The sequence below is a fragment of the Luteolibacter sp. Y139 genome (assembly GCF_038066715.1).
GTDB classification, from domain to species: domain Bacteria; phylum Verrucomicrobiota; class Verrucomicrobiia; order Verrucomicrobiales; family Akkermansiaceae; genus Haloferula; species Haloferula soli.
This window is the reverse complement of sequence record NZ_JBBUKT010000001.1, coordinates 760,038-782,052: the sequence shown is the minus strand read 5'-3', so window position 1 is coordinate 782,052 and position 22,015 is coordinate 760,038. Positions and strand designations below refer to the sequence as shown.

The following is a 22,015-nucleotide window of genomic DNA, read 5'->3' as shown; positions in this document are numbered from 1 at the left end:
AATGCGATTGCCGCCCGAGCTTCCGCGGCGTGAGATGAGCTCATGCCGGAGCGCGTTTTCCTGGGCTGGCACAGGCCCTTTCTCGGACTGCTGACAGAGTGGCTGTTGGCGCGTCGGGAGGAGCTGCCGGGGATGCTGGTGGTGGTGCCGACGGCGCAGGCGGGGCGGCTTTTGCGGGAAGCGCTGGCCGAGGCGGCCGGTGGCTTGCTCGCACCGCGGGTGGTGACGCCCGGCCATTTCCTGCACACGGAGGAAGCCGCGCCGGAGGCCATTGAGCTCCTGGCTTGGGTGGAGGTCTTGGAGTCGATCGGCGATTGGTCGCCGTATGCGGCGGCCTTTCCGCTCCCACCCGGCGAGGACGAGGCTCCGGGCTGGGCGATGGGGCTGGCGAAATCGCTGACCGGGGTGAGAAAGAGCCTGCAGGAGAATGCGCTGATGCTTGCCGATGCGGCGCGGCGATTGGGGAAGACGGTGGAGGGAGAGCGCTGGGAGGCACTTGCCGCCTTGGAGGTGAAGGTGGAGCAGCAATTGAAGCGATGGAGATTTGAGAGCCGTAGCAGGGTGGTGGCTCGCGGGACGGAGATCGATGCGACGCGGCGTATCGTGCTCGCAGGGGTGCCGGATTTTCCTGCGGCGGTCGTTCGTCATTTGTCGGAGGCGATCGTCCTGATCGGTGCGCCGGGAAGCGAGGCGGGATTGTTTGATGAATTTGGCAGGCCGGTTGTGGGATGGACGGAGCGAAAGATTGCCTGGCCGGAAAGCGGCAGTGTCACGCTTACCGCGGATCCGCGACAGCAGGCAGCGGAAGCGATGCAGATCGCGGCTACCGCGGGAACATCATCGGATGATCTTGTGCTTGGCTCCGCCGACGAGGCGACGGCCGGCGAATTGGTGCGTGCGTTCGGCCGCAGCGGTTGGGTGCTGCACGATCCGGCCCACTTGCCGCCCGCGCCGCTGAAAGCGTGGCTGGCGGCTTGGCGGCAGTTTGTTTCGCGGCCGGATGCCGCGGAGGCGATCGATCTGTTAGGCTACGCTGAAACCGGTGCGCTGATCGGAGGCAAGCGTGCCCAGCGGGTGATGGCCTTGTCCGCAGCGCGAGACCAGTGGCTGGCTCGGGATCGGGATGACTTGCAGCGGATCGCCACGGTGACCTCCCGCAATCCTGAGGCGCTCCAACTTGCGGAGGAGACGCTGGAGTCGCTGCAACGGCACCGCGCGGTTTTCTTGCGTGAGGGTGCCCATGCTGGACTGAGTCGTTTGTTGGAGCGGATCGATCCCCGTGGCGAGAGGAGCGGCGCGATCTTCGAATGGCTCGATGCCACTGCTTCCGTCGCGGAGGAGGTCCGGCGTGAGCCTGGGCTCTGGATCGATCTGCTGTGCTCGACCTTGCCCGAGGGCACGGTCGTCCCGCCGGAGGATCGTGTGCTCGATATCCAAGGGTGGCTGGAGCTTTTCCACGAGCCTGGCAAGCACCTCATCGTCTGTGGCATGAACGAGGGGTTGGTTCCCGGGCGTGCGAGCAGCGATGCGTGGCTTCCGGAAGGCACGCGCAGGCTGTTAGGCTTGTCCCATGATGCCGCACGGCATGCGCGCGATGCCTATTTGCTGACGGCGATGATCGAAGTGCGGCGCAATGATGGACGTGTCGATCTGCTGCTTGCAAAGACCGGTTCGGATGGCGACGTGCTGCTGCCGTCGCGCCTGCTCCTGGCGACGGATGAAGGCGAGCTGCCCCTTCGCGTGAAGAAGCTCTTCCGGGAAATCGAGCCGCCGGATTCATCGCTGGCATGGACGCTCGACGAGATATGGAGATGGAAGCCGCCGGTGATCGACAAGGAGCCACGGATTGGCGTGACCACATTCGCCGATTATCTCGCGTGTCCGTTCCGCTTCTACCTGAAGCACATTGCCGGCATGAGCGAGCCGGATCCCGAGCGGGTCGAGTGGAATCAGCGCGACTTCGGCAACGTGGCCCACATCATCGTGGAGCGCTGGGCGCTTGATGGGGAGGCGAAGGACTTTTCAAAGGAGGCAGCGATCGAGGCGTGGGTGCATGAAGAACTCGACCGGGTGATTGCGGAACGGTTTGGCTCGAAGGTGCCGCTGGCCATTCGCATCCAGCGCGAGTCGATGCGCCAGCGGCTGTCGTGGTTTGCCCGCATCCAGGCGGGGGAAAGGGAGCGTGGCTGGCAGATCGCAGAGGTGGAGACGAAATTCGAACTGGATATCGACGGAGTGACGGTGGTCGGGCGGGTCGATCGCATCGAGCGTCATGACGACGGGCGGAGGCGCGTGCTTGATTACAAGACGGGAACGACAGCGGGGCCGGTCGAAAGCTCGCACCGGACGGGAATCGTCGCGAGCACGCGCTTTCCCGCGCATCTGGAGAACGTGCCGCAGATCCTCTGTACGGGCTCGGACGGCAAGCCGAAGCGTTGGAAGAATCTTCAGGTGGCACTTTATTCGGCGGCATTGGGAGACGTCGATGAGCTCGGCTATTTCCAACTCGGCGCGACGGAGGGAGACGTGAAGCTTTCGCTGTGGGATGGCTTTTCGATCGCCGACCGCGACTCCGCGCTGGCTTGTGCGCGATGGATCGTGGGGCAAGTGAAGAACCAGGTCTTCTGGCCGCCGGCGGAGAAGGTTGACTTCGATGATTATGCTGTGCTCGAGCTGGGTCGCAGCCTCGGGGAATCCGTGACGTGGAAGGGAGGTGCCGCGTGAGCGTGCCTTCGATCCTTTCCAAAAATCTCATGATCCTGGCTTCGGCAGGGTCGGGGAAGACCTTCCAGCTGGGCAATCGTGTGATCGGCCTGGTCGGCTCTCGCGAGGTGGATCCCGGCCGCATTGTGGCGCTTACCTTTACCCGGAAGGCGGCGGGGGAGTTCGCGGACTCGGTGCTATCGAAGCTCGCGGATTGTGCGATGGATCCGGAGGAGGAGCAAAAGCTCGGTGCCCAGATCGGCGAACCTTTCGATGCGAGGAAGACCCTTGCGCGGATCATCCGCGTGCTGCCGGTGTTCCAGCTCGGCACCATGGACGGCTTCTTCGCCCGTGTGGTACGAGGGTTCCAGTATGAGCTGGGTCTTACCGGCGGCACCTTCGAATTGATCGAAGGTCCGAAGCTGGAAGCCGCGATGTCCGACATGCTCACGGAGTTGCTGGGTGCTGCGCTGGAGCGAGAGGGTGCGGAAGATTTTCTCAATGCTTTCCGTCGTGCGACGATGGGCAAGGAAGGCACCAGCGTGCTGAGGAATATCGAGGAGTTTCTTCGCCATTGGCACGGGCTGTGGAAGACCGGTGTCAAACTCGAGGGATGGGGCGGGGCGGCGCTTTTCGCGGGATTGCCGGAGGTGGAGGCGTGGGAGCGCGACAAACGCACGCTGCTAGATGCGCTCCGGAAGGATGGCTTGCCAGAGTCGGCGCTGAAGCTGCTGGATCAATTCGAGGGTCACACGGTGGGAAGCGGCAAGATTTCGAAGGCGGGTGTGCTTTTCGAGCGCTTGTTAGAGGCAGTCTCTGCGGAGGGTGTGATCGAGGTGCCGTTTGGCAGGACCTTGGTGCGTTTCTCCGAAGCAACGTCCGGCCGCTGGCGTGAGGTCTTCCGCTTGCTGGCCGGCTGCGAGTTGGCGGCGTCGGTCGGGCGAACCCGGGCGGTGGCAGATCTGGTGGCCAGCCTGGATGACGAGTGCGAGCGGAGACTGAGGCGCAAGGGGCTGTTAGGCTTCGATGACGTGAAGGTATTGCTGGGGCGCTGGACGAAGGACGAGGAGTCACGTCTGCGCCGCGAGGCGGTCGATTTCCGCCTCGATGGCCACTACGACCACTGGCTGCTCGATGAGTTCCAGGACACCAGCCTGGCCGAGTGGCAGGGTCTGGTTCCGCTGTTGGACGAGGCGACGACGCGGGACGATGGCACGCTCTTCGTCGTGGGTGACCGCAAGCAGGCGATCTACGGCTGGCGTGGTGGTGATGTGACTCTTTTCGACGAAGTGAGCCATCGCTATGGCGGCGGTCTCGCGACGCGTACCATGCCGGAGTCGTGGCGCTCCTGTCCTGCGGTGCTGGATCTGGTGAATGCCGTGTGCGGGGATTTTCCGACCATTCGCGAACTCTTCGGCCCGGAGATGGAGCGACGCTGGCAGTGGGAAGATCACGTGGCGGCCAAGCCGAACCTCACCGGTGAAGCGCGTGTGGAGGTGGTGGCGAAAGATGATCGGGAAGACCGCTTGGTGGAACTCTTGCGCGAGATCGGAGTCGGCGAGAAGAATCTGACATGCGGTGTCCTCGTCAGGACGAATAGCCAAGTCCGCGCCACGGCGGCGATGCTGCGCGACGAGGGCTTCGATGTGATCGAAGAGGGCCGTCGCCAGCCGGTGGCGGACAATGCACCGGGGGTGGCGCTGTTTCACCTGATCCGCTGGCTGGCGGATCCGAATGATGCCTATGCGCGGCAGGTCATTGCGATGTCGCCGCTGGATGGGATTCTCAAGGAGCGTCATGGTGAACATTGGCAAGCGGCTTGGGAAGGCCTGCTGAAGGCGGCGCGCGAGCATGGCTTTGCCGCGATGGTGGAGGGACTCGTCGAGCCCTTGTGGAAGGACATGTCCGAGTTCTCGCGGCGTCGTGCAGGAGACGTGATCGGTGCGCTGGCGGAGTTCGATGCCTCCGGTGCCGGAACGCCGCGCGAGGTGGTGCGCTGGATCACTGACCTGGAGATCCCGCAGAGTCCCGGTGCGGCGGCGGTGCAGGTGCTCACCATCCACAAGTCGAAGGGCCTTGGCTTCGATGTCGTGGTATTGCCGGAAATGGAAGACGCCCAGGTGCCGAATCACGGCGACTTCAATGTGGCCCGCGGCTTGCATGCGGGAGACCCGTGGTTGCTTGCGCCGCCGGCTTCGTGGGTTCGCTCGCTGGTATCCTCGCTTTGCTCAGCGGAGGAGGCTTGGGCGGATGACCAGCGCTATGAGGCGATGTGTGTGCTCTACGTGGCGCTCACCCGGGCGAAGCGCGGGCTCTATGTGCTGCTGCCGGAGGTGCCGAAGTCGCGGAAGGATCCGGGCGAGTGGAAATCTCCCGCGAATTGGATCGCCCGCTCGGCGGGTGACAGCTTCCAGTCCGGCGATCCGGGGTGGTGGCGCGATGTGCCGGATCGCCAGTCCGTGGTGAAGCCGCCGATTCCCCAGCTAGGTGTGGCGAAGCCTCGCCGGGCCCGCACCTCTCCCTCGGGAGCGAAGGCGGTGCATGCGGTGATGCCGTCCCTGGCGGGCATGGCCTTGGGGCGCGACGTTCACTCGCTCTTCGAGCGCATTGGCTGGGTGGACGATGATCCGCCGAAGTTGCCGCCGGGCGATGCAGGTGCACTGATCCGCGGGCTTCTGGCGAAACCTGCAGTTAATGAGGTTCTCTCTCGAAAGGGGCGGAACGTCTCGCTGTTCCGGGAGCAACCGGTGGAGGCGATCCTCGATGGCAAGTGGCTGAGCGGAGTGATTGACCGACTTCATGTGATCCGGGGTGATGATGGGAAGGTCACTGCGCTGGAACTGATCGACTTCAAGACAGATGCCGTGGAAAAGGCGGAGCAATTGGCGGAGCGCTATGCCGGTCAGATGGCTGCTTACCGGGACGTGCTTTCGAAGGCGTTTGGAGAGGTTCCAGTTGGCTGCGTGCTGCTCTCGACGAAGCTTCGCGAGGTGGTTGTCTTATAGGTAGCGGCCCCGTTTCAAAGAAGACGCCCGCCGCGGCTAGGCCGGGCGGGCGTGAGATGTCGGGGTTGAGAAAGTCAGGTTATTCCTTGATGTCGATGGCTCCGTATTCGCCGTCCTTGCGGCGGTAGAGGATGGTCAGGCAACCGCGGCGCGCGCTCTTGTAGAGGACGAAGGGGCGGTCGGAGAGTTCGAGTTCCATGACGGCGTCTTCCTTGTACATCGTCTTGAGACGGTACTTCTCGGGATGCACGAGGAATGGCTCGGGATCGGACTCGGATTCTTCCGGGTGGTCGATGATCTCGTCACGGAAGTAGCGCTCGTCGAGGTGCCGGATGGAGTCATTCCGGTGCGGGCGCTTCTTCTTCATGAGGCGCGTCTTGTGCTTCCGCATGCGGCGGGCGATCTTGTCGATCGTTTCGTCGATGGCGGCGTACATATCCTGCCCTTCGGTGTGGGCCTCGATCGTGATGTGATTGGCGCAAAAAAGGATGATTTCCGCGATGTGGCGGTTTTTCTGAACGTCGAGAATGGCCTTCGCTTCGATAATGCGCGGATAGTCGAGGTGGAGACCCTCGATCTTCTTTTGGGCGTAGTCGCGCAGCGAATCGGTCACAGCTTCATGACGAACGGTGACCGTTATTGGCAGGTTCACGTTTGCGGTTTGCATGGTCTATTCTCCTATTTGTTTATGGGTGAATGGACGGCGGTTTTATCCGCCCTATCCACCTAGCAGACTGGACCATCCCTGACGATTTTGCCACTCCCTTCTTGTGGAAAACGCGGCATCATTTGCATAGCGCACGCTCCCGATCATGCGCGAGATTCCCGTCGCTGACGCGGATTTGACTGAGGATCAGGCACCGGCGAGGGCCGCGTCCAGATCCGTCACTTTTTTCAAGACCTCGCCGGCTCCGGCGGCGAGCAGGGCGGGAGCGTCGTGATAGCCCCAGCCGACGGCGATGGCGGGCATCCCGGCACCGCGGGCGGTTTCAAGGTCCACCGTGGAGTCGCCGATAAAGCGGCAGCGCTCGGCCGGAAGTCCCCAGTAGCGGGCGATCTGGAGTGCGGCGTCCGGATGCGGCTTGCGGGGGGTGTCCGGGCGCTGGCCGAAGACGGGGTCAAAGGGAACGCCGGGGAAAAGGCGTTGTACGATTTCGACAGTGAAGGGGTGGGGCTTATTGGAGAGAACTGCCAATTTGAAGCCTGCGGTGGCGAGTGCATCGAGGCACTCGTGGATGCCATCGTAGGGAGCGGTGCCTTCCGGCCAAGTGAGGGCGTAGTCGTCCTTGAAGGCGGTTTCGACGTCGAGGATGTCATCGGGGAGTGAGCCGTCCGGCATCGCCTTGCGGGCGAGCTCATAGGAGCCATTGCCGATGAAGCGGCGCACGTCGCTGTCGGGATGGCTGGGCAGGCCACAGCTCACGAGCGCGCGATTCAAGGAGGCGGCGATGCCGGGCAGGGAATCGATCAGGGTGCCATCGAGGTCGAAAATCAGGCCGGGTTTCATCGCGGGCGGATGAAAGGCCGGTCCGAGCCTTGCGGGCAAGCGATCAATCACGGGTGACCTCGATCACCTTGGTTCCCCGCTCGCCATCGCTGACGTGGAATTTCACGGGCAGGAATTTCTCGATCACCGCGATGTTGGTCGGGACGTGAGCGTCCGGCGACATGGTGACGATGCGACCGTCGCCGGCTAAGGCCATGGGAAGTAGAAGCTGGTCCGCGAGACATCGGCCCACCGGAGCGCCGGAGCCGAGGAAATCCTGCATCAGCTTGGCGGCGCGATGGCCGAGTTTCTCGGCGCCAACGCCTTGCTCGCCGAAGGTGCTGGTGAGCTCGCGCAGGTCGCCGAACTGGCCTTCGACGAGGCAGCAGACGCCGGCACCGGGGCCGGGTTCGCAGCTTTCGACGGTGGCGTCCCTGCAGGGGAGCACCTCGAGGGCGGCATCGAGCATCCGCCCGGCGATGGAGAGCGGGAGGTGACGGGTGAGCACGCGGATCCGCGAGCCAGTCGACTCTGGCCGGGCGGACAGGTCGAGCGGGGTGAGCTTGGTGCAGGGATGGATGGTGGCGATGATGGTGCCGCCGCCGGCCGGGGCGAAGCCGGCGCTTTCGAGTGAGATGGAGGTTTCGATGCCGGCTTTCTGCAGGGTGGGCAGGAAGACGCGTTCGAGGAAATCGAAGGGAGGGGCGAGCGGATTGTGGGTGCCGCCTTCGAGACGCAGGGTGCTGGGCCCGTCTGCGTGCCAGAGCGCGGGCAGCAGGGTCTGGAACAAGAGTCCGGTGCTGCCTGCGGTGCCGATGGCGAATTGGTACGATCCGGCTCGTACTTTGCCGGCGCGGAAGACAAGTTCGGTGGAGCCGATTTCCGCGCCGTCGGCGATGCCGCCGGAGATCTCGCAGGCTGCCTTCACGCAGGTGAGATGCTGGCGCATGAGGCCGGGTCGAGAGCGCTTGCCGCGGATGTTCGTGATGCGGAAGGGTTGGCCGGTGATCATGGACAGCGAGAGCGCGGTGCGGAGGATCTGGCCGCCGCCGGCGGAGCCGTCGAGTTGGAGAGGTTTCATGAAGGAGGTCGGAGAGAGGCGAGACTAGTGTCGCCTAAAAGAAGGGGGGACAAGAGTGTCCCCCCTCCTCAGGTTAGTCATCGGCGGCGGCCTCGTCCTTGATGACGAAGCGAGCTTGGAGCTTGGCTACGGTTTCTGCGAGGCCGGCGGACTCGACGCTGCGTAGGACTTCGGGGAAGTCCTTGTAGGCGTCGGGTGCTTCGTCGATGGGATACTTGCGGCAGTTGGACAGGATGTCGTTGGCGTCGAAGTCGGCATCCACGGCTTTCTGGTCGAGGGTGCGGGCTGCGTGCTTGCGGCCCATGCGGCGACCGGCGCCGTGATTGACGGACCAGGCGGTGCGTTCGGCTCCGGCCTTCGCGACCATGACGACCGAGCCATCGCGGGGATTTCCCGGGAGCAGGATCGGATGACCGGTCGAGGCGAACGGCGTATCGGCGAGTGAGAAGTGACCGGCGGGGATCGCACGAGTCGCGCCCTTGCGGTGGACCCACGACTTGCGGCCGTCGACGATTTCTTCCCGCGCAATATTGTGCGAGATGAAATAGACGAGCTGTCCCTTCGCGCCCGGGAGCACTTCCTGGAATGCCTCCAATACGAGGGCATTGATCAGGAGGTGATTCACCGTGGCGAAGTTCGCGCCGAGGGCCATGTCATCGAGGTAGGCGTCCGCTTCGGGGGTTCCAAGCGGGGCGTAGACGAGCTGCTTGTCACCGGCCGGGAAGGGGGTGCTCCAGGTGCGGAACTTGTTTTCCAAGTCCTTGAACTGGCCCTGCGCGAGCAGGTTCCCGAAGCCGCGCGATCCGCAGTGGCTGAGGAAGGAGACCTTCCCATCCTGCAGGCCGAAGGACTTCGCAGTGTCACGTGCCCACGGGCGATCCGTGATGCGGGTGATCTCGCATTCGCCGAAGTGGTTTCCTCCGCCGTAGGAGCCGAGCTGTCCGATCTTGTCGGCGAAGTTCCGGATGCGTCCTTGGGCGAGGATCCAATCGAGGCGAGTACGAAGGGCATCGTAGGTCCCATCGTGGCCGTGATGGGTGGAGTCTTCGCATCGCGATGCCCACTCGGGTGGGATCCCGAGAGCTTCGCAGACGTCCGCTACCGCACCTTCGGTGACGGCGCGGGTTCCGAGCACTTGGTCCACGCGGCGGGCCTTCTTCACCGAGCGCTGGCCGCGGCCGGCACCGGTGGGAGTGCGTTCAACGATGGCATTGATCAGCGCTCGGCGCGTTGCTTTATCGACGATCGCGTCCTCGGGGATATCGAGCTGGAGCAGCGACATGGAGCACTTGATGTCCACCCCGACCGGGCCCGGGTAGATGTGGGTTGGCGAAACCATCACGCAACCGACCGGTGCGCCGTAGCCGGCGTGGCCGTCGGGATTGAGGATCACATCGGTGACGCCCGGAGCCATGCGCGAGTTCACGGCCTGATCGAGACAGGTCTGGTCGAAGGAATCGCGGATCGCGTCGGTGCCGACCACGGTGATCGGCTTGCCGTTGTCACCGGGGAGAGGGAGGAAGCCGAGGGCTTCGTCGGTCTTGTGGATGGTCATGGGATATCTGGATGGAATGGAGCTTGAAAGGGTCATCGTGACAAGGTGGGCGAAGACTTCCTTCTGATGCGTCTGATTCCGCCACAGGCATTGCGCCCGGCGGGGTTGGTTACCCGCACGCCTTTCGGCACCAGAGTCATTGTAGTCTTCGCGGCATTCACGATGAAAGGGGACGGCGACAAGGGATTGGTGAAACGTTCCTGCTCTACCAACTGAGCTACCGGGCTTTTTTGCCGCCCGGGCCGGACTCGAACCGGCGGCCTGGTCATTATGAGTGATGTAGTTCCACCGGCATTCGCCGATTGAGTGTTAGAAGGGAGATCCACGACTAGGATCGGAAGGACGCTTTTTTCACTGCTCTACCAGACTGAGCTACCCGACGTGCGGGACCGGATTCGAACCGGCGACCAATGGTTTAACGATGTAGTCCTTCCTGCATTCGCGGAAGAGAGGCGCTGACGAGGATTGGCGGGACGTTTTCGGGTCTTGCGACCCGTGCGGGAGTTGAACCCGCTGGTTACCAGGTGTAGTCCCGCCGGCATTCAGCATTTGAAAGGGGACCGCGACGAAGATTTGAAAGATCCGTAGTAACTGCTCTACCCGACTGAGCTACCCGCCGGGGGCGGGGTTGGATTCGAACCAACGACCGGTGTAATCTTTCCGGGCATTCGCGGAAGTGAGGTTGCCGACAAGGGGATGGAAGAAACGCACAACCGGCGAGCCGCCACTGCTCCACTCCACCCGAGGGTGGAGACGGGACTCGAACCCGTGACCTCCGGTTTCCAATGTAGTTTCTTCCGCATTCGGCAAGAGAGAGTGTGCTGGCGCGGCGGCGAGGGATGGAGAAGACGTGGTGCCATGAGCAATGGAGTTGTAGTCTTCACCGGCATCCGCCGCGCCGGCAGATCGTTCGATGGCTTGCGGCGGGATGCCGCGGCCACGGTCAAGGCGATGCCGTCACGGCGGCAAGGATTCAGGAGACGGCGAGCTTGAGAGGCTCGAACGTTTTGGTACGTGTAGTCCCCTTGGCATCCACCGTGACGGCAGAGTCGTTCATGCGAGTTTCATGCGTTCATTGAGTGGTTGAAGTTCGATCTCACGGATCCAGTGATCGGTTCCATCGGCCCCCGCCGCGAAGGCGGCGATGAGGTCGAAGACGGTGTCGCTGAAGCCGCCGATATTGAGGATGTCCTTGCGGTCCGGGGCCTGCGCGGTGGTGTTTGGCACCAGGTCGATGCAGACGAGACGGGCCTTCGGGTTGCGGGTCTTGAGCTTTTCCCATTCGGTCATCATGGCGGTTCCACGATTGGCCTTGGGGTCGGCCCAGGATTCGTTGTCGGAAACGAAGACCACCAGGTCGGGGGTCGCCTTTTCCGTGTTGAGCAGCCGCAGCGGGGCCGAGCAGTTGGTCGCGCCCGGTGGCAGGCTCGAGAGCTTGGTCGCATTGGTCATGACGGTATCGCGCGGATTGAGTTCCAGCGGGACGACGTCCTCCTTGAACGGAATGATCCGGGCGTTCCGGTTCTTCCGCAGGAAGGCGGCGGCCACCAAGCCCGCGACATCGACACAGCGCACGGCCGAGCTGGAGCCCTTCCGGTATCCGGTGACGGGTCCGTGCATGGACCCGGACACGTCCGCGCAGACCACCACCGAGCCGCTGATTTCCGGCACGTTCGAGATCGCGACTTCCATCGCGTCCTGAAGGGCTTCCCGGAGCACTCCCGGCACGGCCTTGTCCGCGTTCAAGAACGCGACCAGAAGCTGATAGGGGAAGACCCGGGCACGCCGGACTTGGTCCGGATCGGCCAACCGTGCGGCCAGCTTTTCCGCCATGCCGCAGAACTTGAACACACCGTGACGGGCAAAGGTGTTCAGGTTCATCCGCGTGGTTTGCCACGAGGCGGTTCCGGCGATCATCGCCCACTCCCGGTCTCCGAGATCCAGCGCGGTGAGCATCTGGAACGGCACGTCCGGCACCTGGCCCTCGCGGGAAAGCTTCCACGCCTCGAAGGCGCGCAAGGTTTCAGGAAGGGCGGCGGTGTCGTAGGGCTTGCCGACCAGCCAGGCGTAGAAGGCCTGGCGGACGGTATCGGCCGGGCGCGGGTGGACCATCTTCACGACATCCGCCAGCGAGGGATCGTTGCCGATCGATGCGTTGACGAGCTGACGTTCGTTGGCCCGCTCGAGCCACTGGCGGACGAGACGCTTTGGCGCGGAGCCGAGCGACTTGCGGCCGGTGACGCCGGAGCGGAGGATTTGCACGAAGTTCCGGAGCATCTTCCCGTTGTCGATGACTTGCGGGAAGATCTCGGAGAGCCGGTCGAGATCGCGGGTGGCGAGCACCGCGCAGAGCAAGGCTGGCATGTCCTTCATGAAGCCCTTGCGCCGGGCGTAGAGGGCGGTCTGTGCGAGGAAGTCGACGTCCACCTGGCGAGCGAGCTCGAGCACTCGGTCGAGCTGGGTTTCGGCAGTGGCGTAGAAGGTGCGGTTCAGGCAGCCGGTGGCGGCAAGTCGTGCAAGGGTGGCCTTTGGCGACAATTCGTAGGCCGGGGCTCCGGCGTCGTTGCGGACGGTGGCCGCGGGCACGAGTGCGCCGCGGATCGCTTGGAAGAGGTTCTTATTCGCCATTGTGGTCGTCCGGTGGTTGCGCCGGACGAAAGAGTAATGGCATGAGGCGTGCCAAGGGGAGGTGGTGGGAGGATGTGGTTGGGTGTAAGATGTTGCAAATTAATCAGATGAAATTCTAAAGGGAAAATCCCGGAGGTGAATCGAGGTGCTGAATGATTAAGTAAAAGTAGCGAAATAGAGCGTGAGTTATCCAAATGGATAGAGTAGGTGGAGGGCGTGAAGCGCGTGGTGATCGGCCTGCTTGGAACCAAGCTGGATATGGGATTCAATCCGGACCGTTGGGAGGGTTGGCGACCGAGCGTGTCGCTGTTCCAGCATGAGGAGCTGCTGTTCGATCGCTTCGAACTCCTGGCGGAGAGGCAATTTTCTCACCTTCACAACCGGGTGTCGGAGGACGTGCGGCTGGTGTCGCCTGAAACCGAGGTCCGCCAGCACGTCGTGGACTTTGGAAAAGATCCGTGGGATTTGGCCACGGTCTATGGGGCGCTGCATGACTGGGCACGTGACTATGCCTTCGACCCGGAGCGGGAGGAATATTGGGTGCACATCACGACTGGCACCCACATTGCCCAGATTTCATTCTTCCTGCTGGTGGAAGCGGGTTATTTGCCGGCGAAGCTGATCCAGACGTCTCCGCGCACGACCCAGCGAACGAGCGATCCTGCGGGACGCTATGCGGTGATCGACCTGGATCTTTCGAAGTACGATGCCCTTAGTACGCGCTTCGCCCGCGATGCGGTGGAGACCACGGCTTTCCTGAAAAGCGGGATCGCGACGAGGAATGCGGGATTCAACCGGCTGATCGACCGGATCGAGCAGGTGGCCCTGCGCTCGCAGGCGCCGATGTTGCTCTGCGGGCCGACGGGGGCGGGCAAGTCGCATCTCGCGCGACGGATCTTCGACCTGCGGAAGCAGCGGGGCGGGCTGCGGGGTAACTTCGTGGAGATGAACTGCGCGACCTTGCGCGGCGACACGGCGGCTTCGGCCTTGTTCGGGCATGTGCGCGGGTCCTTCACCGGTGCCCAGAAGGACCGGCCGGGTTTGCTGCGTGAGGCTGATGGCGGGCTGCTCTTCCTGGATGAGATCGGGGAGCTGGGGGCGGACGAACAGGCGATGTTGCTGCGGGCGCTGGAGGACAAGACCTTTCTGCCGGTGGGCTCTGACAAGCCGGTGACGAGCGATTTCCAGCTGATTGCGGGGACCAACCGCGACCTGCGCGAGTCGGTGGTGAGCGGGCGCTTTCGCGAGGATTTGTTAGCCCGGATCCATCTGTGGACCTTCGAGCTGCCGGCGCTGAAGCAGCGTCGGGAGGACATTGCACCGAACCTGGAATTCGAGCTGGAGCGCTATGCGCGGGCGAATGGGAAGCAGGTGAGCTTCAACAAGGAGGCGCGGCAGGCATTCCTCAAGTTCGCCGAGGCGGCGGACACTCCGTGGAGTGGCAACTTCCGTGATCTCAATGCGGCGATCACCCGGATGGCCACGCTCGCTCCACGAGGACGGATCCGGGTGGAGGAAGTGGATGAGGAAATCGAGCGCCTGCGGGAAAGCTGGAAGCGTCCGGGAACTACGGGGGATGTCGTAGATGGGATCTCGCTGGAAGGGCTGTTGGACGAGGAGATCGATCCCTTCGATCGGGTCCAGCTCGCGCATGTGGTGTCGGTTTGCCGGAGGTCGCGGACGCTTTCGGAAGCGGGACGGGAGTTGTTTTCCGTCTCGCGCAAGAAGCGTTCGGTGACCAACGATGCGGACCGCTTGAAGAAATACCTCGCGAAGTTTGGGTTGGATTTCGAGCGCTGCCGCGAATGAAAAAGGCGCGACCCCTGATGGAGCCGCGCCTTTTTGGAAGGTGTCGCTTCAGCTGATGATGGCGAGTGGTTTGGTGGTCTTCCAGCCGCCGCGAGTGAAGTCAGGGAAGTCCTGCGGCATGCCGTCTTCTGCGACGGACTTCTCGCTGAGCGGGCCGACAGCGGACCAGAAGGCGCCTTCGTAGACGTTCTGGTCGAGTGGCTGGCCTTCGCGAAGGCACTCGATGATGCGGTAGAGCATGAGGAAGTCCATGCCGCCGTGGCCGCCCATCTTCTTGCCGAGTTCACCCATGCGCTTGAAGTACGGGTGCTCGTATTTCGAGGCGATGGCTTCCCACTCTTCGTCTTCCGCCCAGCCCTTGCTGTGATCCTTGGTGACTCCTTCGATCGACATGCGGTTCGGGAAGCCGGCGAGGGCGCCCTTCACGCCGAGGATGTAGTTGTGGCGGGAGTAGGGGCGCGGGGTGGTCTCGTCCCACTGAACCATGATGGTGCGGCCGAGCGCGGTCTTGATGATGGAGGTATTGAGGTCGCCGCCCTTGAAGTCGAGGTTCTTGAACTCGGGGTTGGTGAGCTTGGTGGACTTCTGCGCGTAGAGGTGGCGGCCCTTGGCGGGCGAGGAGAAGGAAGTGATGCGGCCGAAGGTGTCCTCGGTGCGGGCAAGGCTCATGTACTGGGCCACCGGGCCGAGGCCGTGGGTGGGGTAGAGGTTGCCGTTGCGGTTGGCGTATTGGAAGGTGCGCCAGGAACCGGTGGAGTCGCCGTTTTCCATCTGCTCGCGGAGCGGGTGGAGGTAGGCGGCCTCGCCGTGGAGAAGGTCACCGATGACGCCCTGGCGGACCATGTTGAGGTAGACGAGTTCCTCGCGGCCGTAGTTGACGTTCTCCATCATCATGCAGTGGCGGCCGGTGGCCTCCGAGGTGTCGATGATTTCCCAGAGGTCCTTGGTGGTGTAGGCCATCGGAACCTCGGTGAAGGCGTGGGCGCCGGCCTTCATGGCGGCGACGCACATCGGGGCGTGGAGGGGCCACGGGGTGACGACGAAGACCGCGTCCGGCTTGGTCTCCTCGAGCATTTTCTTCCACGCGTTTTCGTCACCGGTGTAGAGCTTCGGCTTGTGGCCATTCTTGGTGACGCTGGCTTCGGCGCGCTTGGCGCGGTCCTCGACGACGTCGCAGATGGCGACGAAATCCACGCCTTCGATCGACGAAAGCTGGGCGGCATGGCCGGACCCGCGGGCTCCGACGCCGATGATCGCGACCTTCACCTTTTCGAGCTTCGGAGCGGCGAAGTCGCCCATGTACTTCGCGCTGGAGGGGCGTGCTGGCCCGCCTTGGGCGTTTGCCAAACCGGTCACCGCCGCCATTGCGGCTCCAACACCGCCGATGGTCTTGAGGAAGTTCCGGCGTCCGCTGGCGGAATTGGTCACTTTTTCGTCGAGGTTCATGTTTTTGATGTCGCGTGAATACGATTGGTTACCGAAATCCCTTTCGGGAGGCAACCCCGGGAGTCGCCGGGGTTTTGCGATTTTGGGTGGCAGGAATTTCGCGTGGCGAATGGCCGGAAGCCGTGCAGCTTGTGCGGGCATCATGAAGATCGACGGCATTTCCGGCTGCTATGAGAAGACGAGCGGCATGTTCTACTTCGCGCGGATGTGCTCGAAGATCCGGCTGCATGCGGCGGGCAGGCTGCCGGAGGACTACTTCGACATGCTCGGGCAGGGCTTCGACGGGCGGACCTGCCGCTATTTGGGCGTGAGCTACGAGGCGGTGCGCGAGCAGGCGCTGGCCGGAAAGACGAATGAGGAGGTGCTCGACTGGTGCCACGAGAACGGCCGTCGCCTGAATGCGGAGGAGCTGCTGATTTATAACAGCTTCATGAGCAAGCGCGGCTGGCGGGATGATGAGACGGATGAATTTATCCCGGCGCAGATCGGGAACTATGGACTGCCGGGGGATTGTGGGGCGGTGACGGATTTCGACCTGATCGAGATGGACGAGGGGCGGTGGTATCCGGACATGTGGCGGGAGGCGTGGAAGTGATGTCGCGATGATGGGACACCTTCCAAAGCAACTTCTGATGGCGGCGGTGGTCTTGTCGCTGTCGTCCTGCCAGACGCTTGAGTTCTACACCCAGGCGGCGAGCGGGCAGATGGAGATCTTGCGCAAGAGCAAGCCGATCGAGCCGATGTTGGCTTCGAGGGATACGGATCCGAAGCTTCGCAAGCAGCTGGAGGCAGTGCAGAATATCCGCCGGTTTGCTAGCGAGTATCTTTCGCTGCCGGGTGATGAGAGCTATGGGAAGTATGCGGATCTTGGGCGGCCGTATGTGACGTGGACGCTTTATGCGGCGCCGGAGTTTTCGCTGGAGCCGAAGCGGTGGTGGTATCCCACGCTGGGGAAGCTGGACTACCGGGGGTTCTTTGATGAGGCGGATGCGAATGAGCTTGGGAAGCAGCTGCGAGCAGAGGGTTATGACGTTCAAGTCGGCGGGGTGGATGCCTACTCGACGCTCGGTTGGTTCCACGACCCGGTGCTGAATACCTTCGTCCATGCCGCAGATGTCGATCTGGCCGAGCTGATCTTCCACGAGCTGAGTCACCGGAAATATTTCCGGAGTGGCGCGACGGTCTTCAACGAGTCCTTTGCCAACGCGAATGCGGAGGAAGGTGTGAAGCGCTGGCTAAGGCATGAAGGGCGGATGGAGGACTTGAAGAAGTTCGAGGCGCGGCTGGTTCGCCGGGCAGAGTTCTATGAGCGGGTGGATTGGACGCGGGCCGAGCTGGAGAAGCTCTACGCGTCCGACTTGCCGCCGGAAGAGATGCGGCGGCGGAAGGCTGTGGTCTTTGGCGATCTGCGGGATCGCTTTCGTGAACTGCGCCGGAAGTGGGGCGGCCGCGGGCTGGAGGGGTGGCTGACGCGGGACGTCAACAATGCGGACCTCGTTTCGCTTCATACCTACCAGAAGCACGTGCCGGCCTTCCGTAAGCTGCTCGTGGAGTGCGGTGGGGATCTGGACGTATTTTACAAGCGGGTGAAGAAATTGAGGCTGGAGGGAGATGAGGAGTGAAACTTGAAGGCGTTTGGGCGCGTTTCGCGTCTGGATGATCTTTCGCTCGCTTCTATTCCTCTTCTCCGCGCTCGCAGTTCAGGCGGCTGCGCCGCGGAAGGAGCGCTGGATCTACATTCCCACGAACTTCCAGGTGGATGAGCGGGCGAATGATGTGGTGGCGCTGTTGGAGCGTTCGGCGAAATCGGGCTATACGCATGCGCTGGTGACGGACTCGAAGTTCTCGCGGTTGGCCACGGTGATGCCGAACTACGCGCCTAACGTGGAGAAGGTGAAAGCGGCTGCGAAGAAGCTGGGCATCGAGATCGTGCCGGCGGTGTTTCCGGTCGGGTATTCGAATGACTTGCTGTTCCATGATCCGAATCTGGCGGAAGGACTGCCGGTGAAGGATGCGCCGTTCGTGGTGAAGGATGGGGTGGCTGCCATCGTCCCGGATCCAGCGGTCTCATTACCCGGTGGGGAAATGAATGATCGGAAGGGCTGGGATTTCATCGACGATAGCTTGGAGCCTGATGGTGGTGCGATGCGTTCGAAGGTGACGGATGCGAATGCCCGGCTGAACAAGAAGCTGAAGGTTTCACCCTTCCGCCAGTATCATGCCTCGGTGCGGATTCGCACGGAGGGCTTTGGCGGTGGCGTTCCGGAGATCAAGGCGATCGGCAAGAATGGGCGGCAGCTTCAGTGGACGAATCTCAAGGTGTCCCCGGATCAGGATTGGACGCGGCAGGACGTGACCTTCAACTCGCTCGATTCGGATGAGGTCGGGCTTTACTTCGGGATTTGGGGAGGTCACCGCGGGACGCTGTGGTGGGATGATGCAACCATTTCGGAATGCGGGCCGTCCAATCTGCTTCGACGGCCTGGTGCACCGCTATTGATCAAGAAGGCCGATGGGAAGGTGCTGACGGAGGGCAAGGACTAGGAGAAGGTCGCGAATCCGGATACTGGCACCAAGCCCTGGCCGGGGGAGTTCACGGCGTGGCAGGAGCCGCCGGTGATCCGGATGAAGGGGATTGCCGATGGGGAAGCACTACGGGTCTCGTACTTTCACACGCACGTCGTCTATGACGGGCAGGTTTCAGGCTGTGTGGAGGAGCCGGCCTTCCAGCAGTTGCTCGGGGATCAGGCGAAGCGGGTGGCTGCGCTGTGGGGGAGCAAGACGCACCTGATGAGCCACGATGAATGGCGGGTGCTGGGATGGGATGAATCGTGTGCCGGTAAACCGGCAGGCGAGATTGCGGCGTGGAATGTGAAGTTCTGCGCCGGGCTGCTCAAGCAGCAGGTCCCGGGTGGCCGCATCCTGGTGTGGAACGACATGTTCGATCCACATCACAATGCGGTGAAGGATTACTATCTCGTCCGGGATTCGCTGGAGGGGTCGTGGAACGGGCTCGAGCCTTCGGTGGAGATCATGAACTGGAATTTCGGGAAGCGGGACGAGAGCCTCGCGTTCTTTGCGAAGCGCGGGCACAAGCAGGTCATCGCTGGTTTTTATGACGACACGCTTGAGAATGTCGGCGCCTGGCTTTCTTCCGCGGCGAAGGTGGAAGGGGTGAAGGGCTTCATGTACACCACGTGGCGTGGCGATTACTCGAAGCTCGAGGCGGTGGCGGGGATTTTGGAGAAGGCGGGTTGGTGAACCAATCGTCCAAGCGGGATGAATCCCGCGGTCCCAGTGGGGCTCACGTCGAGAGATCGACGAAGTGGCGGCGGGACGAGAGCAAGTGCTTGCGCATGGCATCGGCGGCCTTGTCGGGGAGGCCGGCTTCGATGGCTTCAAGGATTTCGTTGTGGCCGGAGATGACGGGGGTGGACCAGTCGCCGTCGCCGCGGTTGGCCTGGGCGTAGGCGATGCAGCGCTTTTCGAGCGCGCCTAACAGGATCGAGTAGATCCGGTTGCCGGAGCCGCGGGCAATGGCGAGGTGGAAGGCGATGTCGGCCTTGCTGAACTTGTCCTTGGTGCCGCGTGCCTTGTCCATCGCTTCGACGATGCGCTTGAGTTCGCGGATCACTTGCTCGCCGGCGTTCTTTGCGGCGAGGCGGGCGCACTCGGTTTCGATCAGGATGCGGAAGTCGATGAGCTCGAGGAAATCGCTTTCCTCGGCGAGGACCGAGTAGCTCTCCACGGCGCTGCCGAGTGACTCGAGGCTGGGGTCGGCGATGTAGGTGCCGCTGCCCTTGAGGGTGCGGAGAAGGCCCCGGCCGCGGAGCTGTTGGATGGCCTCGCGGATGACGGTGCGGCTGACCTTGAAGCGCTCGCAGAACTTTTCCTCGGAGGGGAGGCGTTCGCCGGGAGGCAGCTTGCCGGCGAGGATTTCCTGCTCAAGTTCTCCGGCGATTTGGGCGCTTCGTCGTTGCACGTTAGTACGCTAGAACGGGGGCAGCGGGTGCTTCCAGTGGAAACAAGGGCGCTTTCCGGCATGACGCCCGCGATCGGGCGTGCATGATCGCCTCCATGCTCCAGAGCGGCATCCTCAATCCCCATATCCTGCAACTGATCGCGCGGATTCGTCATACAAATACCGTGGTCATCGCGGACTGGGCATTTCCCTACTGGCCGCAGATCGAAACGGTGGATATTTCGCTCACGCACGGGATTCCGACGGTGCTCGACGTGCTGGATCTGCTGACGCCGGTCTTCAAAATTGGCCGGATCTGGCAGGCGGAGGAATTCGTTTCGACCAATCCGCAGGAGCGGGTCGACCGCTTCGCCAAGTCCTTCGGCAGTATCCCGCTGACCCGCGAGCCGCACGTGGATTTCAAGAAGCGCGTGCCGCAGGCGATCGGGCTGATCCGGACTGGAGATGCGACGCCGTATGGGAACATCATCCTTGAATCGGTCTGATGAAGACGGCTGTCACCTTGTGCCGGGTGCCGGAGTCGGCGGCGGGCCCGTTTGTATTTCATGAGCCCTTGCCGGAGAGCTTCGCGAAGGCGGCGGCCATTGGCTTTGATGCGGTGGAGCTTTTCCTGGAAGGTCCCGATGCCGTGCCGGCGGAGGAGATTCATGCGCTCCAACAGCAGCACGGCCTGGCCATCGCCGCCGTGGGCACCGGCTCGGGGATGGTGAAGCACGGGCTCTCGCTGACCGATGCCTCGCCGGAGAAGAGGAAGGCGGCGCTGGATTTCCTGCTGCGCATGATCGGCTTCGGCGGGAGGCTTGGGGCACCAGCGATCCTCGGCTCGATGCAGGGGAAATGGAGCGCCGAGGTGCCGCGGGAGAAGGCACTGGATCTGTTAGCGGGCTCGCTCCGGATTGCCGGGGAAGCTGCCGCTGCTTGTGGCGTGGCTTTCATTTATGAGCCGCTCAATCGTTACGAGACGAATCTCTTCAATCATTTCGTTGCCGCTGCGGAGTTCCTCGACGAACGGGAAATTTCCAATGTGGTGCTGCTGGCCGACTTGTTTCACATGAATATCGAGGAGAGAGAGATTGCCGCGTCATTGCGTGCGGGGGCTTCCCATCTGGGGCATGTTCATTGGGCTGACTCAAACCGGCAGGCGATGGGTTTCGGTCACACGGATCCAGCGCCGGTGATGGCGGTGCTACGAGAGATCTCGTATTCCGGTTACGTTTCTGCTGAGGTCTTTCCGATTCCCGATGCCGAGACTGCGGCGCAGCAGACCTTTCAATCGCTGGCCACTCTTCGTTGATGAAAGCCATCCAGTTCACTCGACCGGAAGAGATCCGGGTCATTGATTTGCCTGACTCTCCTGCACCCGGGCCGGGGGAGGCGCTCGTCCGCACCCATCGGATGGGGATCTGTGGGACGGATCTCTCCGGCTATCTGGGGAAGATGCCGTTCTTTTCCTATCCGCGTATCCCGGGGCATGAGCTGGGTCTTGAAGTGCTCGCCACCGGGGAAGGGGTTACGAATGTGAAGGCGGGGGACAAGTGCTCGCTGGAGCCTTACGTCAACGATCCCGTCACGCCGACGAGCCAGAAGGGGGCTTCCAACTGCTGTCCGGGAGTGCAGGTGTTAGGCGTGCACCAGGATGGTGGATTGCGGGACTCGTGGATCGTGCCCGCGCGCAAGCTGCATCCGGGAAATGATCTTTCCTACGATCAGCTCGCGCTCGTGGAGACGCTGGCGATTGGCTATCACGCGGTGCAGCGTGGAAATCCCCAGCCCGGAGAGACGGTGCTGGTGATTGGGGCTGGCCCGATTGGCCTCGCCTGTCTGGAGTTTCTGAAGCTGATGGACCTGCGGGTCGTGGTGATGGACATGGTGCCGGGACGCATCGACTTCTGCCGCGAGAAGCTTGGCATTGCTCATGGCATCATCGTCCAAGGCGATGGTTCCGAGCTGACAGAGCTTGAGGCGATCACCGGTGGCGAGCTTGCCGATGTGGTCATTGATGCGACCGGGTCGGCGGCTTCGATGTCGAATTGCTTCCAATACGCGGCGTTCACGGGGCGCATTGTTTATGTCGGCATCACCACGCAGGAACTCGTGTTCCCGCATGCGCCTGTTTTCCATCGGCGTGAACTCACGCTGCTTGCCTCGCGCAATGCGCTGCCGAAGGACTTCGGCGAGATCATCGCGCTGATCGGGGAAGGGAAGATCGATACGGACGCGTGGATCACCCATCGCCTCGCCTTTGATGACGTGCCGGCCGGATTTTCGCGCTTCACGGATCCGAAGCTCGGAGCGATCAAGGTGATCATTGAGCTCTAAC

The 22,015-nt window shown here is 62.7% G+C and carries 17 protein-coding genes and 1 tRNA gene; 10 read left to right on the top strand and 8 right to left on the bottom strand.

From position 1 onward, the window contains the following. The first annotated feature begins 42 nt into the window (after positions 1-42). Together WKV53_RS03380 and WKV53_RS03375 are read left to right on the top strand one after the other, a co-directional pair. Positions 43-2,724, top strand: coding sequence for a PD-(D/E)XK nuclease family protein (locus tag WKV53_RS03380; RefSeq protein ID WP_341402939.1), 2,682 nt, complete (start codon positions 43-45; stop codon positions 2,722-2,724). Continuing rightward, entirely contained in the window at positions 2,703-5,708 is a 3,006-nt protein-coding gene (locus tag WKV53_RS03375) for a UvrD-helicase domain-containing protein (protein WP_341402938.1), read from the top strand. Before WKV53_RS03380 ends, WKV53_RS03375 begins: the two co-directional genes overlap by 22 nt. A gap of 79 nt (positions 5,709-5,787) precedes the next feature. Here WKV53_RS03375 and hpf read toward each other — a convergent pair whose 3' ends face one another. The 6 genes from hpf to WKV53_RS03345 all read right to left on the bottom strand — a co-directional run bounded on the left by hpf (position 5,788) and on the right by WKV53_RS03345 (position 12,458). Then, positions 5,788-6,375, bottom strand: coding sequence for a ribosome hibernation-promoting factor, HPF/YfiA family (hpf, locus tag WKV53_RS03370; protein WP_341402937.1), 588 nt, complete (start codon positions 6,373-6,375; stop codon positions 5,788-5,790). Positions 6,376-6,561: 186 nt separating this feature from the next. Beyond that, positions 6,562-7,215, bottom strand: coding sequence for an HAD family hydrolase (locus WKV53_RS03365; RefSeq protein ID WP_341402936.1), 654 nt, complete (start codon positions 7,213-7,215; stop codon positions 6,562-6,564). 43 nt (positions 7,216-7,258) lie between these two features. Next, positions 7,259-8,275: an RNA 3'-terminal phosphate cyclase gene (rtcA, locus tag WKV53_RS03360; RefSeq protein ID WP_341402935.1), complete on the bottom strand. Its 1,017-nt coding sequence runs from the start codon at positions 8,273-8,275 to the stop codon at positions 7,259-7,261. Positions 8,276-8,348: 73 nt separating this feature from the next. After that, positions 8,349-9,830, bottom strand: a complete 1,482-nt coding sequence (locus WKV53_RS03355) for an RtcB family protein (RefSeq protein WP_341402934.1) — start codon at positions 9,828-9,830, stop codon at positions 8,349-8,351. A gap of 619 nt (positions 9,831-10,449) precedes the next feature. After that, positions 10,450-10,573 (bottom strand) — tRNA-OTHER (locus tag WKV53_RS03350). Between the two features lie 310 nt (positions 10,574-10,883). Beyond that, positions 10,884-12,458 carry a vWA domain-containing protein gene (locus tag WKV53_RS03345; RefSeq protein ID WP_341402933.1) on the bottom strand — a complete coding sequence of 525 codons (1,575 nt, stop codon included), beginning with the start codon at positions 12,456-12,458 and terminating at the stop codon, positions 10,884-10,886. A 216-nt stretch (positions 12,459-12,674) separates the two neighbouring features. Between WKV53_RS03345 and rtcR the strand changes: the two genes are divergently transcribed. Continuing rightward, positions 12,675-14,267, top strand: coding sequence for an RNA repair transcriptional activator RtcR (rtcR, locus tag WKV53_RS03340; protein WP_341402932.1), 1,593 nt, complete (start codon positions 12,675-12,677; stop codon positions 14,265-14,267). 48 nt (positions 14,268-14,315) lie between these two features. Here the strand turns inward: rtcR and WKV53_RS03335 are convergent, their stop codons facing one another. After that, a complete protein-coding gene (locus WKV53_RS03335) occupies positions 14,316-15,713 on the bottom strand; it encodes a Gfo/Idh/MocA family protein (protein WP_341402931.1) in 1,398 nt (465 codons plus the stop codon). A 109-nt stretch (positions 15,714-15,822) separates the two neighbouring features. Here WKV53_RS03335 and WKV53_RS03330 point away from each other — a divergent pair, with 109 nt between their 5' ends. From WKV53_RS03330 to WKV53_RS03315, 4 genes are all read left to right on the top strand, one after another. Beyond that, entirely contained in the window at positions 15,823-16,308 is a 486-nt protein-coding gene (locus tag WKV53_RS03330) for a DUF5069 domain-containing protein (protein ID WP_341402930.1), read from the top strand. A 7-nt stretch (positions 16,309-16,315) separates the two neighbouring features. Further along, positions 16,316-17,335, top strand: a complete 1,020-nt coding sequence (locus tag WKV53_RS03325; protein WP_341402929.1) for an aminopeptidase — start codon at positions 16,316-16,318, stop codon at positions 17,333-17,335. A gap of 34 nt (positions 17,336-17,369) precedes the next feature. Beyond that, complete coding sequence (locus WKV53_RS03320; RefSeq protein ID WP_341402928.1) at positions 17,370-18,257, top strand: type 1 periplasmic-binding domain-containing protein; 888 nt, start codon at positions 17,370-17,372, stop codon at positions 18,255-18,257. Positions 18,258-18,329: 72 nt separating this feature from the next. Beyond that, positions 18,330-18,974 (top strand): glycoside hydrolase family 20 protein, encoded by a 645-nt coding sequence (locus WKV53_RS03315; RefSeq protein WP_341402927.1) that lies wholly within the window; start codon positions 18,330-18,332, stop codon positions 18,972-18,974. A 43-nt stretch (positions 18,975-19,017) separates the two neighbouring features. Here the strand turns inward: WKV53_RS03315 and WKV53_RS03310 are convergent, their stop codons facing one another. Further along, the gene (locus WKV53_RS03310; RefSeq protein WP_341402926.1) at positions 19,018-19,695 is read right to left on the bottom strand and encodes a FadR/GntR family transcriptional regulator; all 678 of its coding nucleotides are present in this window, start codon (positions 19,693-19,695) and stop codon (positions 19,018-19,020) included. 83 nt (positions 19,696-19,778) lie between these two features. Here WKV53_RS03310 and WKV53_RS03305 point away from each other — a divergent pair, with 83 nt between their 5' ends. From WKV53_RS03305 to WKV53_RS03295, 3 genes are read left to right on the top strand one after another with little or no spacing between them, the layout of a single operon-like run. Continuing rightward, positions 19,779-20,180, top strand: coding sequence for an RbsD/FucU domain-containing protein (locus WKV53_RS03305; protein WP_341402925.1), 402 nt, complete (start codon positions 19,779-19,781; stop codon positions 20,178-20,180). Beyond that, complete coding sequence (locus WKV53_RS03300; protein WP_341402924.1) at positions 20,180-20,989, top strand: TIM barrel protein; 810 nt, start codon at positions 20,180-20,182, stop codon at positions 20,987-20,989. Before WKV53_RS03305 ends, WKV53_RS03300 begins: the two co-directional genes overlap by 1 nt. Beyond that, positions 20,989-22,014, top strand: coding sequence for a zinc-binding alcohol dehydrogenase family protein (locus WKV53_RS03295; RefSeq protein WP_341402923.1), 1,026 nt, complete (start codon positions 20,989-20,991; stop codon positions 22,012-22,014). The genes WKV53_RS03300 and WKV53_RS03295 overlap by 1 nt, the downstream gene beginning before the upstream one ends. Position 22,015: the final 1 nt, after the last annotated feature.